The sequence below is a fragment of the Streptomyces sp. NPDC087845 genome (assembly GCF_044742755.1).
Classification (GTDB): domain Bacteria; phylum Actinomycetota; class Actinomycetes; order Streptomycetales; family Streptomycetaceae; genus Streptomyces.
Genome location: NZ_JBIUVC010000005.1, coordinates 126,959 through 140,393, shown reverse-complemented (window position 1 = coordinate 140,393; position 13,435 = coordinate 126,959). Strand labels below are relative to the sequence as shown.

General features: G+C 70.1%; 11 protein-coding genes. 9 read left to right on the top strand and 2 right to left on the bottom strand.

Annotation, left to right across the window (positions count from 1 at the left end; all coding sequences use genetic code 11):
* Positions 1–586: 586 nt before the first annotated feature.
* Both ACIOMQ_RS15090 and ACIOMQ_RS15085 read left to right on the top strand, forming a co-directional pair.
* Positions 587–1,222: a vitamin K epoxide reductase family protein gene (locus tag ACIOMQ_RS15090; protein ID WP_362205644.1), complete on the top strand. Its 636-nt coding sequence runs from the start codon at positions 587–589 to the stop codon at positions 1,220–1,222.
* Positions 1,223–1,291: 69 nt separating this feature from the next.
* Entirely contained in the window at positions 1,292–2,671 is a 1,380-nt protein-coding gene (locus ACIOMQ_RS15085; protein WP_401267235.1) for a replication-associated recombination protein A, read from the top strand.
* A gap of 114 nt (positions 2,672–2,785) precedes the next feature.
* Here ACIOMQ_RS15085 and ACIOMQ_RS15080 read toward each other — a convergent pair whose 3' ends face one another.
* Positions 2,786–3,487, bottom strand: coding sequence for a DUF2470 domain-containing protein (locus tag ACIOMQ_RS15080; protein WP_402189167.1), 702 nt, complete (start codon positions 3,485–3,487; stop codon positions 2,786–2,788).
* A 188-nt stretch (positions 3,488–3,675) separates the two neighbouring features.
* On the opposite strand from ACIOMQ_RS15080, the gene rpsD reads away from it, so the two are divergent.
* A complete protein-coding gene (gene rpsD, locus ACIOMQ_RS15075) occupies positions 3,676–4,290 on the top strand; it encodes a 30S ribosomal protein S4 (RefSeq protein ID WP_114243508.1) in 615 nt (204 codons plus the stop codon).
* Between the two features lie 17 nt (positions 4,291–4,307).
* Here the strand turns inward: rpsD and ACIOMQ_RS15070 are convergent, their stop codons facing one another.
* Positions 4,308–6,512 carry an ATP-binding protein gene (locus tag ACIOMQ_RS15070; RefSeq protein WP_401267230.1) on the bottom strand — a complete coding sequence of 735 codons (2,205 nt, stop codon included), beginning with the start codon at positions 6,510–6,512 and terminating at the stop codon, positions 4,308–4,310.
* A 224-nt stretch (positions 6,513–6,736) separates the two neighbouring features.
* On the opposite strand from ACIOMQ_RS15070, the gene ACIOMQ_RS15065 reads away from it, so the two are divergent.
* From ACIOMQ_RS15065 to ACIOMQ_RS15040, 6 genes are all read left to right on the top strand, one after another.
* Complete coding sequence (locus ACIOMQ_RS15065; RefSeq protein WP_402189299.1) at positions 6,737–7,186, top strand: DUF948 domain-containing protein; 450 nt, start codon at positions 6,737–6,739, stop codon at positions 7,184–7,186.
* 7 nt (positions 7,187–7,193) lie between these two features.
* Positions 7,194–7,556, top strand: coding sequence for a DUF6167 family protein (locus ACIOMQ_RS15060; protein WP_362205657.1), 363 nt, complete (start codon positions 7,194–7,196; stop codon positions 7,554–7,556).
* Complete coding sequence (gene alaS / locus ACIOMQ_RS15055) at positions 7,556–10,225, top strand: alanine--tRNA ligase (protein WP_402189165.1); 2,670 nt, start codon at positions 7,556–7,558, stop codon at positions 10,223–10,225. Before ACIOMQ_RS15060 ends, alaS begins: the two co-directional genes overlap by 1 nt.
* A gap of 8 nt (positions 10,226–10,233) precedes the next feature.
* On the top strand, positions 10,234–10,707 hold the full coding sequence (gene ruvX / locus ACIOMQ_RS15050; RefSeq protein ID WP_362205663.1) for a Holliday junction resolvase RuvX: 474 nt from the start codon (positions 10,234–10,236) through the stop codon (positions 10,705–10,707).
* A gap of 93 nt (positions 10,708–10,800) precedes the next feature.
* The gene (gene mltG, locus ACIOMQ_RS15045) at positions 10,801–12,558 is read left to right on the top strand and encodes an endolytic transglycosylase MltG (protein ID WP_402189163.1); all 1,758 of its coding nucleotides are present in this window, start codon (positions 10,801–10,803) and stop codon (positions 12,556–12,558) included.
* Positions 12,545–13,381, top strand: a complete 837-nt coding sequence (locus ACIOMQ_RS15040; protein WP_401938636.1) for a shikimate dehydrogenase — start codon at positions 12,545–12,547, stop codon at positions 13,379–13,381. Before mltG ends, ACIOMQ_RS15040 begins: the two co-directional genes overlap by 14 nt.
* Positions 13,382–13,435 lie beyond the last annotated feature (54 nt).

The window sequence follows — 13,435 nt, the reverse complement described above, 5'->3', positions numbered from 1 at the left end:
GTCGCGCCGAGCGCTGCACCGGACGGCGCCGCCGACCGCCGGAAAGCTCCTTGCCGCGGGCGCCGGACTACGGTCCGGGACCACCGGCGCGATCACGCCCTCGCGGTCGTGTGGCCTCGGGCAGGGGCGGGCGACGTGCGCCACCGCCTCGCGCCCCGTCAACCCGGCGGGCGCGGATTCATCCTGCCGGACGACTCCGGCCCGGGAGTGCCAACCGAGGCCGGCGGAAGCCGGGGTCGTCCCGAGCACCGATCCGGGCCCTTCGTCGCAGCTCCGGTGGCCCTGCGGGACTTCCACGGCCGTGCGCTTCCCGGCCCCGCCCGGTCCGAGGATCCCGGACACCCCGCCCCGCCGGATCCCCAGGTCCGGGCCGTCGACCGCGGCCGGTTCGCCGTAGCGCCCGCGCAGTTCGCGCACCGCTCCCGCACATTCGGTCGTGGTCCGGACGGTCGCGCGGACCCGCGCGCTCCGTACCGTCCCTGCGTGAAACCCCGCGCACACCTTTATGTCCATCGAACAGAAGACCAGTGATGCGGTGCGGCACAATGACGGTGCCCAGCAGGCCACTCACTGATGGAACGGCGATATGACGACTGCAGCGGTTGACCATCCCTCCTCCGACCAGGACGAGGACGGCGGGAAGAGGACCATCGGCGGCAGCCGGGCGTTGGCACTGCTGCTGGTGATCACGGGTGCCGCCGGACTCCTCGCCGCCTGGGTCATCACGATCGACAAGTTCAAGCTGCTGGAAGACCCCAACTTCACACCGGGATGCAGCCTCAACCCGGTCGTCGCGTGCGGCAACATCATGAAGAGCGAGCAGGCGGCCGCCTTCGGCTTCCCGAACCCGATGCTCGGTCTCGCCACCTACTCCGTGATCATCGGCATCGGCCTGGCGCTGCTCGCGGGCGCGCGCTTCCGCAGCTGGTACTGGCTCGGGATGAACGCCGGCACGCTGTTCGGCGTCGGCTTCTGCACCTGGCTCCAGTACCAGTCCCTCTACAACATCAACTCGCTCTGCCTGTGGTGCTGCCTGGCCTGGGTCGCCACGATCTTCATGTTCTGCTACGTCACCACGCACAACATCAAGCACCGGATCCTGCCCGCGCCGAACTGGCTGCGCAACGGGCTGACGGAGTTCCACTGGGTGCCGCCGGTCCTGTGGGTCGGCATCATCGGCATGCTGATCCTGACCCGCTGGTGGGACTTCTGGACCGGCTGACCGGACCGCCGCTCCTGCCGGGCGACCGGCCCGGCAGGGATGTCGGTGCCGTGGCATAGGCTTCGAAACGTGGAGCCCGACCTCTTTACCGCAGCCGCCGAAGACCGCCAGGAGAAGGACCCGTCCAGCAGCCCACTGGCTGTCCGGATGCGCCCCCGCACTCTCGACGAGGTCGTCGGCCAGCAGCATCTGCTCAAGCCGGGCTCGCCGCTGCGCCGCCTCGTCGGCGAGGGCAACGGCGGACCCGCGGGCCCCTCGTCCGTGATCCTCTGGGGGCCGCCCGGCATCGGGAAGACGACTCTGGCGTACGTGGTCAGCAAGGCCACCAACAAGCGCTTCGTGGAGCTCTCCGCGATCACCGCGGGCGTCAAGGAAGTGCGGGCCGTCATCGAGGGCGCCCGTCGCGCCACCGGCGGGTACGGCAAGGAGACCGTCCTCTTCCTCGACGAGATCCACCGCTTCTCCAAGGCGCAGCAGGACTCCCTGCTTCCGGCCGTGGAGAACCGCTGGGTGACCCTGATCGCGGCGACCACCGAGAATCCGTACTTCTCGATCATCTCGCCCCTGCTGTCACGCTCGCTGCTGCTCACACTGGAGTCGCTCACCGACGACGACCTGCGCGGCCTGCTCCGGCGTGCGCTGGCCGACGCGCGCGGGCTCGGCGGCGCGGTGGCACTGCCGGAGGATGCCGAGGCACATCTGCTGCGCATCGCGGGCGGGGACGCCCGCCGGGCGCTGACCGCGCTGGAGGCCGCGGCCGGTGCGGCGCTGTCCAAGCAGGAGACGGAGATCAGCCTCCAGACGCTGGAGGAAACCGTCGACCGCGCGGCGGTCAAGTACGACCGTGACGGCGACCAGCACTACGACGTGGCGAGCGCGCTCATCAAGTCGATCCGCGGCTCCGACGTCGACGCCGCGCTGCACTACCTGGCCCGGATGATCGAGGCGGGGGAGGACCCCCGGTTCATCGCCCGGCGGCTGATGATCTCGGCCAGCGAGGACATCGGTCTCGCCGACCCCACGGCGCTGCCCACCGCCGTCGCGGCCGCCCAGGCGGTCGCCATGATCGGATTCCCGGAGGCGGCACTCACCCTGAGCCACGCCACGATCGCGCTGGCTCTCGCTCCCAAGTCCAACGCCGCGACGCTGGCGATCTTCGCCGCCCAGGAGGACGTGCGGAAGGGCCTTGCTGGCCCCGTCCCGGCCCATCTGCGCGACGGCCACTACAAGGGCGCCGCCAAGCTGGGCCACGCCCAGGGCTATGTGTATCCGCACGACGTCCCCGGCGGCATCGCCGTCCAGCAGTACGCCCCGGACGCGGTCCGCGACAAGCACTACTACCAGCCCACGCGCTACGGCGCGGAGGCGCGTTACGCGGATGTGGTGGAGCGGGTCCGCGAGCGCCTCGGCCGCGCGGGCTCCGACGGCGCGAGCCCGTCCGCGGACTGAGGCGCCCGCGCGCGGTCCGCGGACGCGCGGGGCACGCAGCCACAGGGGTCTGGGGGAGGGCGGGGCACGCAGCCGCAGGGCGTGCGGGAGCGCGGCGGGGCCGGTCCCTCCGTTTCAGCCCGCCGCTGCCTCGAAGAGCGTGTGCATGGCGTGGCGGAGTCCGCTGATGTCGCGCACCGGCTCGGGAAATTCGAAGCGCGCGTCGAAGCAGCGTCCCCGGCCCTCGCAGAGGCGCACGCGCAGCCCGTACCGGTCCAGCGCGAGCGGTACGACGGAGGGCCGGTGGGCCGCGCAGCGGCGGGCCGAGAGCTCGCCCAGCAGTCCGCACAGCGTGGACAGCTGTGCGCCGTGCGCCGTGTGCAGATGCTGGAGCAGTTCCGCCTCGTGACCGACGAGCGGGTCGGGCAGCGCGTCCCGGAACTCCTCGGGTTCGACTTCCTCGGCGCCCCACAGATCGTCCACGTACGCCTCGCCCGTCTCCAGCCGGAGCGTCGTCCGGCCGGGCCCCGACACGCCGGGTACGGTGGTGAGCCAGCCGGAGATCCGGGCGCGGCCGCGGATGCGGTGCGGTACGGAGACCGGGGCGACGTCCGTGATCTCCAGCACAGCGGTCAGCTCGTCGCCCTCGGCGTGCGTCGCGGCCCGTACGGCCGGGGAATCCGTGGGGAGTTCGAGGAACAGATCCCCGTCGGGTCCTACGCTCCTGGCCGACGGCATCAGCTGATGCGGGCCGGCCGCGTTCAGCCCGGGCACGAGCAGTACCGCCGAACAGGTACTCTGTACGAGAGTTCGTGTGCGCTCGGCTGCTGACGGCATCCGAGTGTTTTCTAGCCCGCCGGGACGCGGCTGACCACGATCTGATCGGTCCTCCGTCGTATCGGCACCCCGAGGGGTGTCGACGCTGTCAGTGCTGTCCGTGATGTGTGTGGTGTTCCCCGGGCGAGACATGCGATCTCCTCAAGTAAGGTGAGCCTAACCTAACCTACAACGGAGGTCTGGAGAACGTGCCTAACCAGTCGCGTCCCAAGGTCAAGAAGAGCCGCGCGCTCGGCATCGCGCTGACGCCGAAGGCCGTCAAGTACTTCGAGGCCCGCCCCTACCCGCCGGGCGAGCACGGCCGCGGTCGCAAGCAGAACTCGGACTACAAGGTCCGTCTGCTGGAGAAGCAGCGCCTGCGTGCCCAGTACGACATCAGCGAGCGTCAGATGGCGCGTGCCTACGACCGCGCCAAGAAGGCCGAGGGCAAGACGGGCGAGGCGTTGGTCGTCGAGCTTGAGCGCCGTCTCGACGCTCTGGTTCTGCGTTCGGGCATCGCCAAGACGATCTACCAGGCGCGCCAGATGGTCGTGCACGGTCACATCGAGGTCGACGGCCGCAAGGTCGACAAGCCGTCCTTCCGTGTCCGTCCCGACAACATCGTGATGGTCCGCGAGCGCAGCCGCGACAAGCACCCCTTCCAGGTGGCCCGCGAGGGTGGTTACGCCCCCGACGGCGAGACCCCGCGCTACCTGCAGGTGAACCTGAAGGCCCTGGCCTTCCGCCTTGACCGGGACCCGAACCGCAAGGAAATCCCCGTGATCTGCGACGAGCAGCTCGTCGTCGAGTACTACGCCCGCTGATCCAGGCGCAGTCGCTCTCACCAGCGCTCCGGCCCGCCCCTTCCCGTCGTACGGGAGGTGGCGGGCCTCCGCGTTTCTCCGGGGTCCGGCAGCGGCCCGGGGAAACGTTCCGGCGTCCGCGGCCGGCCCGCGGGCCCGCCCGCCAGCGCCCTGGCCACCGCCGCGTCCAGATCCAGCCGCCCGCCCGCACGCAGCCCCGATTCGTACGGGCCGTCACCCAGCTCCCGGCGGGCCAGCTGCTCGCAGCGGACACGGGGCTGCCCGTAGTACGCCGAACCGAACAGCGGCAGTCCCACCGACGGCCAGATCCGGTCGGCGGCCCCCTGTAGCACCGCCGCCTCCGCCGCGTCCCCCTCGACCGCCGTGACCAGGGCCATCAGCTCCAGGGCGAGGACCGAGCCGAGCAGATCGTGGAAGGCGCGGCCGATCGCCAGGGACTCCCCGAGCAGCTCCCGGGCCCGGTCCGGCCGGTCCCGTTGCAGCGCCGCGAAGGCCAGTACGTACAGCGCGTACGAGAGGGCCCACCGCTCCCCGTGGTCCTCGCAGATCTCCCTGACCTCCTCGCAGATCGCGGCGGCGCCGTCCAGGTCCCCGTGGAACCCGACCGCCATCGCCAGCTCGATCTGGGCCATCAGCACATTGCTGTTCAGCTCGCCGAGTTCCCGGTAGCGGCCGAGCGCGTCGTCCAGCAACTCCTGCGCCCTGACCATGTCGTCCGTGACGAGCGCCAGGCACCCCATCCGGTGCACCGCGTACGCGAGCGCCGTGGAGTCGTCGGCCCGGTCGGCCTCGTCCCGGCACTCCTGCAGTGCGGAGATCGCGCCGACCGGGTCCCCCTGCAGCACGGCCACATGGCCCAGCACCCACAGCGCCTTGAGCCGCGAGGAGTCGTACGGTGTCTCCTCCTCCAGCACGTGGTCCAGCCAGTGCCGGCCCTCCGAGAGGCGTCCGCAGCCCACCCAGAGGAACCAGAGGGTGCCCGCGAGGTACTGCGCGAGGTGGGCCTCGCCCGGGCTCTCCAGCGAAGACTCCATCGCCCGCCGCAGATTCGGCAGCTCGCTCTCCACCCGGGCGGCCACCTCACCCTGCCGCGGGCTGAACCAGTCGAGCTCGCACCAGGTGGCCAGACCCAGGAACCAGTCCCGGTGGCGGCGGCGCAGCCGGTCCGTGTCGCCGGTGGCCGCCAGCCACTCGGCGCCGTACTCCCGCACCGTGTCCAGCATCCGGTAGCGGGTGCCGGCCGCCGAGTCCTCTCGAACAACGACGGACTGGGTCAGCAGTCCGCAGAGCACATCGAGCACCGACTCGGCCGGCAGGCCGACGCCGCCGCAGACGTACTCGACGGCTTCCAGATCGAACTGCCCGGCGAACACCGAGAGCCGTGCCCAGAGCAGCCGCTGCTCCGGAGCGCAGAGTTCGTGGCTCCAGCCGATGGCCGTGCGGAGGGTCTGGTGACGTGCCAGGGCGCCGCGGCCGGAGCCGGTCAGCAGCCGGAAGCGGTCGTCCAGGCGCTGCAGCACCTGCTCGGTGGAGAGGGCGCGCAGCCGTCCGGCGGCCAGCTCCAGCGCGAGCGGGATCCCGTCCAGCCGGCGGCACAGCTCCCGTGCGCTCGCGCGATTGCGGTCCGTCAGCCGGAACCCCGGCCGCACCGCGGCGGCACGCTCCGCGAGGAGCAGCATCGCGTCCTCGTCCGTCATCGGCGCGAGCGGGAAGGTGAGCTCGCCGTCCAGCTCCAGGGGCAGCCGCCCGGCGGCCAGCACCCGCAGCTGCGGGGCCCGGCGCAGCAGTTCGCGCACGAGCTCGGCGCAGGCGTCCACGAGATGCTCGAAGCCGTCGATCACCAGGAGGAGTTGGCGTCCGGCCAGGTGCTCGACGAGCGTCGTACGGGGTGGTCTGCTGGTGTGATCGGTCAGTCCGAGGGCGTCGACCAGCGCGTGTTCCAGCAGCTCGGGATCGTGGATGGCGGACAGCTCCACCATGCGGACACCGTCGCAGTACCGTTTCTCCATGAGCGCCGCGATCTTGGTGGCGCAGCGGGTCTTGCCCACCCCGCCCACCCCGACCACGGTGACGAGCCTCGATTCGTCCAGCCGCCGGCCGAGGTCGGCCAGTTCGTTCTCCCGGCCGACGAAGCTGTTGAGTTCCGCCGGGAGACCGCCGGGGGCGGCTGTGGGGGTTCCCGGACCGTGGGGGGAGGGGAAGGAGCGCTGGGGGCGTCGCATGAAACACGCAGAGTACTGGCATGGATGCTCTCCGTACAATCGCCTTATGGCAACTCCGGTCCTTCCCGCCGGTAATGCGGTACGGGGCGCGACCACCGGCGCGATAGGCTCGGGAGACGACGACTGGCTGTTGCGGCAGCGGTCGCCGGACCGAGCAGAGACAGACAGAGACAGTACAGAGACAGCGACAAGCTAGAGAGCGGTGCACTGTGTCCGGTGGAGAGGTGGCCGGGATCCTGGTGGCCGTCTTCTGGGCGATCCTGGTTTCGTTCCTCGCCGTCGTACTGGTGAGGCTGGCCCAGACGCTCAGGGCGACCACCAAGCTCGTGGCGGACGTGACCGAGCAGGCGGTCCCGCTGCTTGCCGACGCCGCCACCACCGTGCGCTCCGCGCAGACCCAGCTCGACAAGGTCGACGCGATCGCCACGGACGTCCAGGAAGTCACCTCCAACGCCTCCGCTCTCTCCACCACCGTCGCCTCGACCTTCGGCGGGCCGCTCGTCAAGGTCGCCGCTTTCGGTTACGGGGTGCGCCAGGCCATCGGCCGCAAGGCCGGCCCGGAACCGGAACCTGCCCGACGGCCGGCCCGCCGTGCGGTGATCGTCGGCCGTACCGTGCCGTCCGCGCGCGGCAGGAAGCGCAACGGCAGAAACTCCCGCGGATCGAAGGACTGACGCAGCGATGTTCCGCCGTACGTTCTGGTTCACCGCCGGCGCCGCCGCCGGCGTCTGGGCCACCACCAAGGTCAACCGCAAGCTCAAGCAGCTGACCCCCGAGAGCCTCGCGGCGCAGGCCGCCGACAGGGCGATCGAGACCGGCCACAAGCTCAAGGACTTCGCTCTGGACGTCCGTGAGTCCATGGCCCGGCGCGAGGCCGAACTGGGCGAGGCGCTGGGCCTGGAGGCACCGGTCGACCCCGAGCTCCCCGTACGGCGCCACTTCGCCGTCGAAGCGGCCGAGCCCGTCGGACCCGACAGGTCCCTCGAAGCCGCCCGCTACCGCAAGCTTCCCTACAACTCGTACAACCGGAATGAGGACCACTGATGGAGTCGGCTGAAATTCGTCGCCGCTGGCTGAGCTTCTTCGAGGAGCGCGGTCACACCGTCGTCCCTTCGGCGTCGCTCATCGCGGACGACCCGACTCTGCTGCTCGTCCCGGCGGGCATGGTTCCCTTCAAGCCGTACTTCCTCGGGGAGGTCAAGCCGCCCGCCCCGCGCGTCACCAGCGTGCAGAAGTGCGTCCGGACGCCGGACATCGAAGAGGTCGGCAAGACCACCCGGCACGGCACGTTCTTCCAGATGTGCGGCAACTTCTCCTTCGGCGACTACTTCAAGGAAGGCGCCATCAGCTACGCCTGGGAGGCTCTGACGAGCTCCGTGGCGGACGGCGGCTTCGGTCTCGACCCCGAGCGGCTCTGGATCACGGTCTATCTCGACGACGACGAGGCCGAGGTCATCTGGCGCGACAAGATCGGCGTACCGGCCGAGCGGATCCAGCGCCTGGGCAAGAAGGACAACTTCTGGTCCATGGGCGTCCCCGGCCCCTGCGGTCCCTGCTCCGAGATCAACTACGACCGCGGCCCCGAGTTCGGCGTCGAGGGCGGCCCGGCCGTCAACGACGAGCGCTACGTGGAGATCTGGAACCTCGTCTTCATGCAGTTCGAGCGGGGCGCCGGTGACGGCAAGGAGGACTTCCCGATCCTCGGCGACCTGCCGTCGAAGAACATCGACACGGGTCTCGGCCTGGAACGCCTCGCCATGATCCTGCAGGGCGTACAGAACATGTACGAGACCGACACCCTGCGCGTCGTCATGGACAGGGCCACCGGGCTGACCGGCGTCCGGTACGGCGCCGAGCACGGTTCGGACGTCTCGCTCCGCGTGGTCGCCGACCACATCCGTACCTCCGTGATGCTCATCGGCGACGGCGTCACCCCCGGCAACGAGGGCCGGGGCTACGTCCTGCGCCGCATCATGCGCCGCGCCATCCGCAACATGCGGCTGCTGGGCGCCACGGGCCCGGTCGTCAAGGACCTGGTCGACGTCGTGATCGACACGATGGGGCAGCAGTACCCGGAGCTGATCACCGACCGCAAGCGCATCGAGACCGTCGCCCTCGCCGAAGAGGCCGCCTTCCTCAAGGCCCTCAAGGGCGGCACCAACATCCTCGACACCGCCGTCACCGAGACCAAGGCCGCCGGCGGCAGGGTCCTCGCCGGCGACAAGGCGTTCCTGCTCCACGACACCTGGGGCTTCCCGATCGACCTCACCCTGGAGATGGCCGCCGAACAGGGCCTCTCGGTGGACGAGGACGGCTTCCGCCGCCTGATGAAGGAGCAGCGGGAGCGGGCCAAGGCCGACGCCAAGGCCAAGAAGACCGGCCACGCCGACCTGTCCGCCTACCGCGAGGTCGCCGACAACTCCGGCATCACCGAGTTCACCGGCTACACCGCCACCGAGGGCGAGTCGACCATCGTCGGCCTGCTCGTCGACGGCGTCCCCTCGCCCGCCGCCACCGAGGGCGACGAGATCGAAGTCGTCCTGAACCGCACCCCGTTCTACGCCGAGGGCGGCGGCCAGCTCGCCGACCAGGGCCGCATCCGGCTGGACAGCGGCGCCGTCATCCAGGTCCGCGACGTCCAGCAGCCCGTCCCCGGCGTCTCCGTCCACAAGGGTTCGGTGCAGGTCGGCGAGGTGACCGTCGGTGCCTCGGCCTACGCCGCCATCGACACCACCCGCCGCCGCGCCATCGCCCGCGCCCACAGCGCCACGCACCTCACGCACCAGGCGCTGCGCGACGCACTGGGCCCGACGGCCGCCCAGGCCGGTTCGGAGAACTCGCCGGGCCGCTTCCGCTTCGACTTCGGCTCGCCCGCCGCCGTACCCGGCACGGTCCTCACCGACGTCGAGCAGAGGATCAACGAGGTCCTCGCCCGCGAACTCGACGTCCAGGCCGAGGTCATGCCGATCGCCGAGGCCAAGAAGCAGGGGGCCATCGCCGAGTTCGGCGAGAAGTACGGGGAACGGGTCCGGGTCGTCACCATCGGCGACTTCTCCAAGGAGCTCTGCGGCGGTACGCACGTCCACAACACCGCCCAGCTGGGCCTGGTGAAGCTGCTCGGCGAATCGTCCATCGGGTCTGGTGTGCGCCGTATCGAGGCCCTCGTCGGCGTCGACGCGTACAACTTCCTCGCCCGGGAGCACACGGTCGTCGCCCAGCTCCAGGAGCTGGTCAAGGGCCGCCCCGAGGAGCTCCCGGAGAAGATCGCCGGAATGCTCGGCAAGCTGAAGGACGCCGAGAAGGAGATCGAGAAGTTCCGCGCGGAGAAGGTCCTGCAGGCCGCCGCCGGCCTGGCCGACTCCGCCAAGGACGTACGGGGCGTCGCCCTGGTCACCGGGCAGGTCCCCGACGGCACGTCGGCCGACGATCTGCGCAGGCTCGTCTTCGACGTCCGCGGTCGCGTCCAGGGCGGCCGCCCGGCCGTCGTGGCCCTGTTCACCACCGCCAACGGCCGGCCGCTGACCGTGATCGCCACCAACGAGGCCGCCCGTGAGCGCGGACTCAAGGCCGGCGACCTGGTCCGTGCGGCCGCCAAGACCCTCGGCGGCGGTGGCGGCGGGAAGCCGGACGTCGCCCAGGGCGGCGGCCAGAACCCCGAGGCCATCGGCGCCGCCGTGGCCGCTGTCGAACGCCTCGTCACCGAGACGGCGTGACGGCGGGGATGACGCAGATGCGCCGCGGCCGTCGACTCGCGATCGACGTCGGGGACGCCCGGATCGGGGTCGCCTCGTGCGACCCCGACGGGATCCTCGCCACGCCGGTGGAGACCGTTCCGGGACGCGATGTCCCGGCGGCCCACCGGCGGCTCGGGCAGATCGTCGAGGAGTACGAGCCGATCGAGATCATCATCGGTCTGCCGCGGTCGCTCGGCGGCGGTGAAGGCCCCGCCGCTGCCAAGATCCGGGTCTTCGCCCAGGAGGTCGCCCGCTCGGTCGCGCCCATTCCGGTGCGTCTGGTGGACGAGAGGATGACCACAGTGACGGCCAGTCAAGGACTGCGCGCTTCGGGCGTGAAGTCCAAGAAAGGCCGTTCCGTCATCGATCAGGCTGCCGCTGTGGTGATCCTTCAGAACGCTCTGGAGTCCGAACGGGCGTCAGGCAAAGCCCCGGGCGAAGGCGTCGAAGTGGCTGCCTGATCGCGATACGGTAACGTTCCGCGCGATGCGGCGGTGTTCGAACGAACCGCACAGCACAGAGACGGAATGTCGTCTCGCGGCTCTAGGGGATCGATGACTGAGTATGGCCGGGGCCCCGGCTCCGAACCGTGGCATCCCGAGGATCCCCTGTACGGGGACCAGGGATGGGGAGGACAGCAGCCTGCCCACGGCCAGAACCAGTACGGCGGCGGCCAGCAGCCCTACCCCCAGGACCCGTACGGGCAGCAGCCGCAGCCGCAGGACCCGTACGCGCACCAGGCGCAGCCCCAGGATCCTTACGCGCAGCAGCCCCAGTCGCAGGACCCGTACGGGCAGCAGCAGTCCTACCAGCAGCAACCCGGGTACGGAGTCCAGCAGGACCCGTACGCGCAGCAGCAGCAGCCCCAGCAGTCCCAGCCCCCGTACAACAACGGCGGCTGGGACACCGGACAGCAGCCCGCCGCGATGCCCTACGACGCCCAGCAGGCCGACCCGTACGGTGGCCGGCAGGCCGGCTACGGCGAGACGCACGACTACTACGGCACGCCGGAGGCCTACCCGCCGCCGCAGCCCCCGGGCCGCCGGGAGGCCGCTCCCGAGCCGGCCCCGGTGCAGAGCCCCGACTGGGACCCGGAGGTCCAGCCGGAGGAGACCCACCCCTTCTTCACCGGCGCGGACGACGGGGGCGACAAGGACGACGAGCACGACGACGACCCGCGTGAGTCACGCCGCGGCAGCCGGGGTGGCAACGAGCGCCGGGGCAAGGGCAAGAAGAAGAGCCGCAGCGGCTTTGCCTGCCTGGTCGTCGCGGTGGTCCTGGTCGGCGGCGTCGGGGGAGTGGGCTACCTCGGATACTCGCTCTGGCAGGACAAGTTCGGCGCGGCGCCCGACTTCACCGGAACGGGCACGGGCGATGTCGAGGTCGAGATCGAGAAGGGCGCCCTCGGTTACGACATCGGCAAAATCCTGAAGCAGAAGGGCGTCGTCAAGAGCGTCGACGCGTTCGTCGCCGCGCAGAACGACAACCCCAAGGGCAAGTCGATCCAGGCCGGCGTCTACCTGCTCCACGAGAAGATGTCCGCGGCCGAGGCCCTGAAGATGATGACCGACCCGAACAGCCAGAATCTTCTGGTGATTCCCGAGGGTTACCGCAACATCGTCATCTACGGGATGATCGACAAGAAGCTGGGCCTCAAAAAGGGAACGACCAAGGGAATTGCCACGTCCAAGGCGTCCGACCTCGGTCTGCCGGACTGGGTGAGCGACGACAAGGACATCAAGGACCCGCTGGAAGGATTCCTTTACCCGGCCGCCTATCCGGTCACCAAGGAAACCAAGCCGGAGACACTTCTGAAGAAGATGGTCTCCCGTGCCAACGAGGAGTACGACAAGTTCGACCTTGAGGGAACGGCCAAGAAGTACAAGCTGGATGGCCCATGGCAGGTTCTCACTGTCGCCAGCATGGTCCAGGCGGAGGGCCTCACGCACGACGACTTCCGCAAGATGGCCGAAGTCGTCTACAACCGCTTGAAGCCGAACAACGTCATCACGAACCGTAAGATTGAATTCGATTCCGCATTCAATTACCTCAAGAACCAGAGCAGGATCAAGATCAGCTCGAAGGAGATCCGGACCAATCCGGACCCCTACAACACCTATTACCACGAGGGCCTTCCGCCGGGTCCGATCAGCAATCCGGGTGACGAAGCCCTGCGAGCGACACTCAATCCCACTCGTGACGGGTGGATGTTCTTCATCTCGCTCGACGGCAAGAAGACCGAGTTCACCAAGACGGCCGCCGAGCACGAAAAGCTCAACCGGAAATTCAAGGAAGAGCATGGCCTCGACTGACGGGCGTCGCCGGGCAGCCGTCCTCGGTTCGCCCATCGCCCACTCGCTCTCCCCGGTGCTGCACCGGGCCGCGTACGCCGAACTCGGCCTGAACGGGTGGTCGTACGACCGCTTCGAGATCGACGAGGAGGGTCTCCCCGCCTTCATGGAGGGGCTCGACTCCACCTGGGCCGGGCTCTCGCTGACCATGCCGCTCAAGCGCGCGGTCATCCCGCTGCTGGATTCCGTCAGCGCGACCGCATCGTCCGTGGAGGCCGTCAACACGGTCGTCCTCACGGCCGACGGGCGACGAGTCGGTGACAACACCGACATCCCCGGCATGATCGCCGCGCTGCGGGAACGCGGTGTCGAGAAGACCGAATCCGCCGCAGTCCTCGGCGCCGGAGCGACTGCCTCCTCGGCGCTCGCCGCACTGTCCGAGATCTGTACGGGACCGGTCACGGCGTACGTCCGCAGCCGGGAACGAGGTCAGGAGATGCGCGGCTGGGGCGAACGGCTCGGCGTCGACGTGCGGATCTCCGACTGGGCGGAGGCCGAGCAGGCGCTGCGTGCTCCGCTGGTCGTCGCCACCACTCCGGCCGGTGCCACGGACGCGCTGGCCGGCGCCGTACCGGACCGGCCGGGCACGCTCTTCGATGTGCTGTACGAGCCCTGGCCGACCGGACTGGCCACCGCCTGGGCGGCCCGCGAGGGCGCAGTCATCGGAGGTCTCGACCTTCTGGTGCACCAGGCCGTCCTTCAGGTCGAGCAGATGACGGGCCGCGCGCCGGCGCCGCTCGCGGCCATGCGGCGGGCCGGGGAAGCGGCACTCGCCGCCCGCTGACCCCTCCCGCCCGGTGAACGGGAGGCGTCCGTCTGCTGGACCGGCGGCCGGTTC

Bases quoted from the DNA above. Each gene is read 5' to 3' on its own strand.
- ACIOMQ_RS15090 (WP_362205644.1), top strand. From the start codon at position 587: ATGACGACTGCAGCGGTTGACCATCCCTCCTCCGACCAGGACGAGGAC.
- ACIOMQ_RS15080 (WP_402189167.1), bottom strand. From the start codon at position 3,487: ATGCCGTCAGCAGCCGAGCGCACACGAACTCTCGTACAGAGTACCTGT.
- ACIOMQ_RS15070 (WP_401267230.1), bottom strand. From the start codon at position 6,512: ATGCGACGCCCCCAGCGCTCCTTCCCCTCCCCCCACGGTCCGGGAACC.
- ACIOMQ_RS15060 (WP_362205657.1), top strand. From the start codon at position 7,194: ATGTTCCGCCGTACGTTCTGGTTCACCGCCGGCGCCGCCGCCGGCGTC.
- alaS (WP_402189165.1), top strand. From the start codon at position 7,556: ATGGAGTCGGCTGAAATTCGTCGCCGCTGGCTGAGCTTCTTCGAGGAG.
- ruvX (WP_362205663.1), top strand. From the start codon at position 10,234: ATGACGCAGATGCGCCGCGGCCGTCGACTCGCGATCGACGTCGGGGAC.
- mltG (WP_402189163.1), top strand. From the start codon at position 10,801: ATGACTGAGTATGGCCGGGGCCCCGGCTCCGAACCGTGGCATCCCGAG.
- ACIOMQ_RS15040 (WP_401938636.1), top strand. From the start codon at position 12,545: ATGGCCTCGACTGACGGGCGTCGCCGGGCAGCCGTCCTCGGTTCGCCC.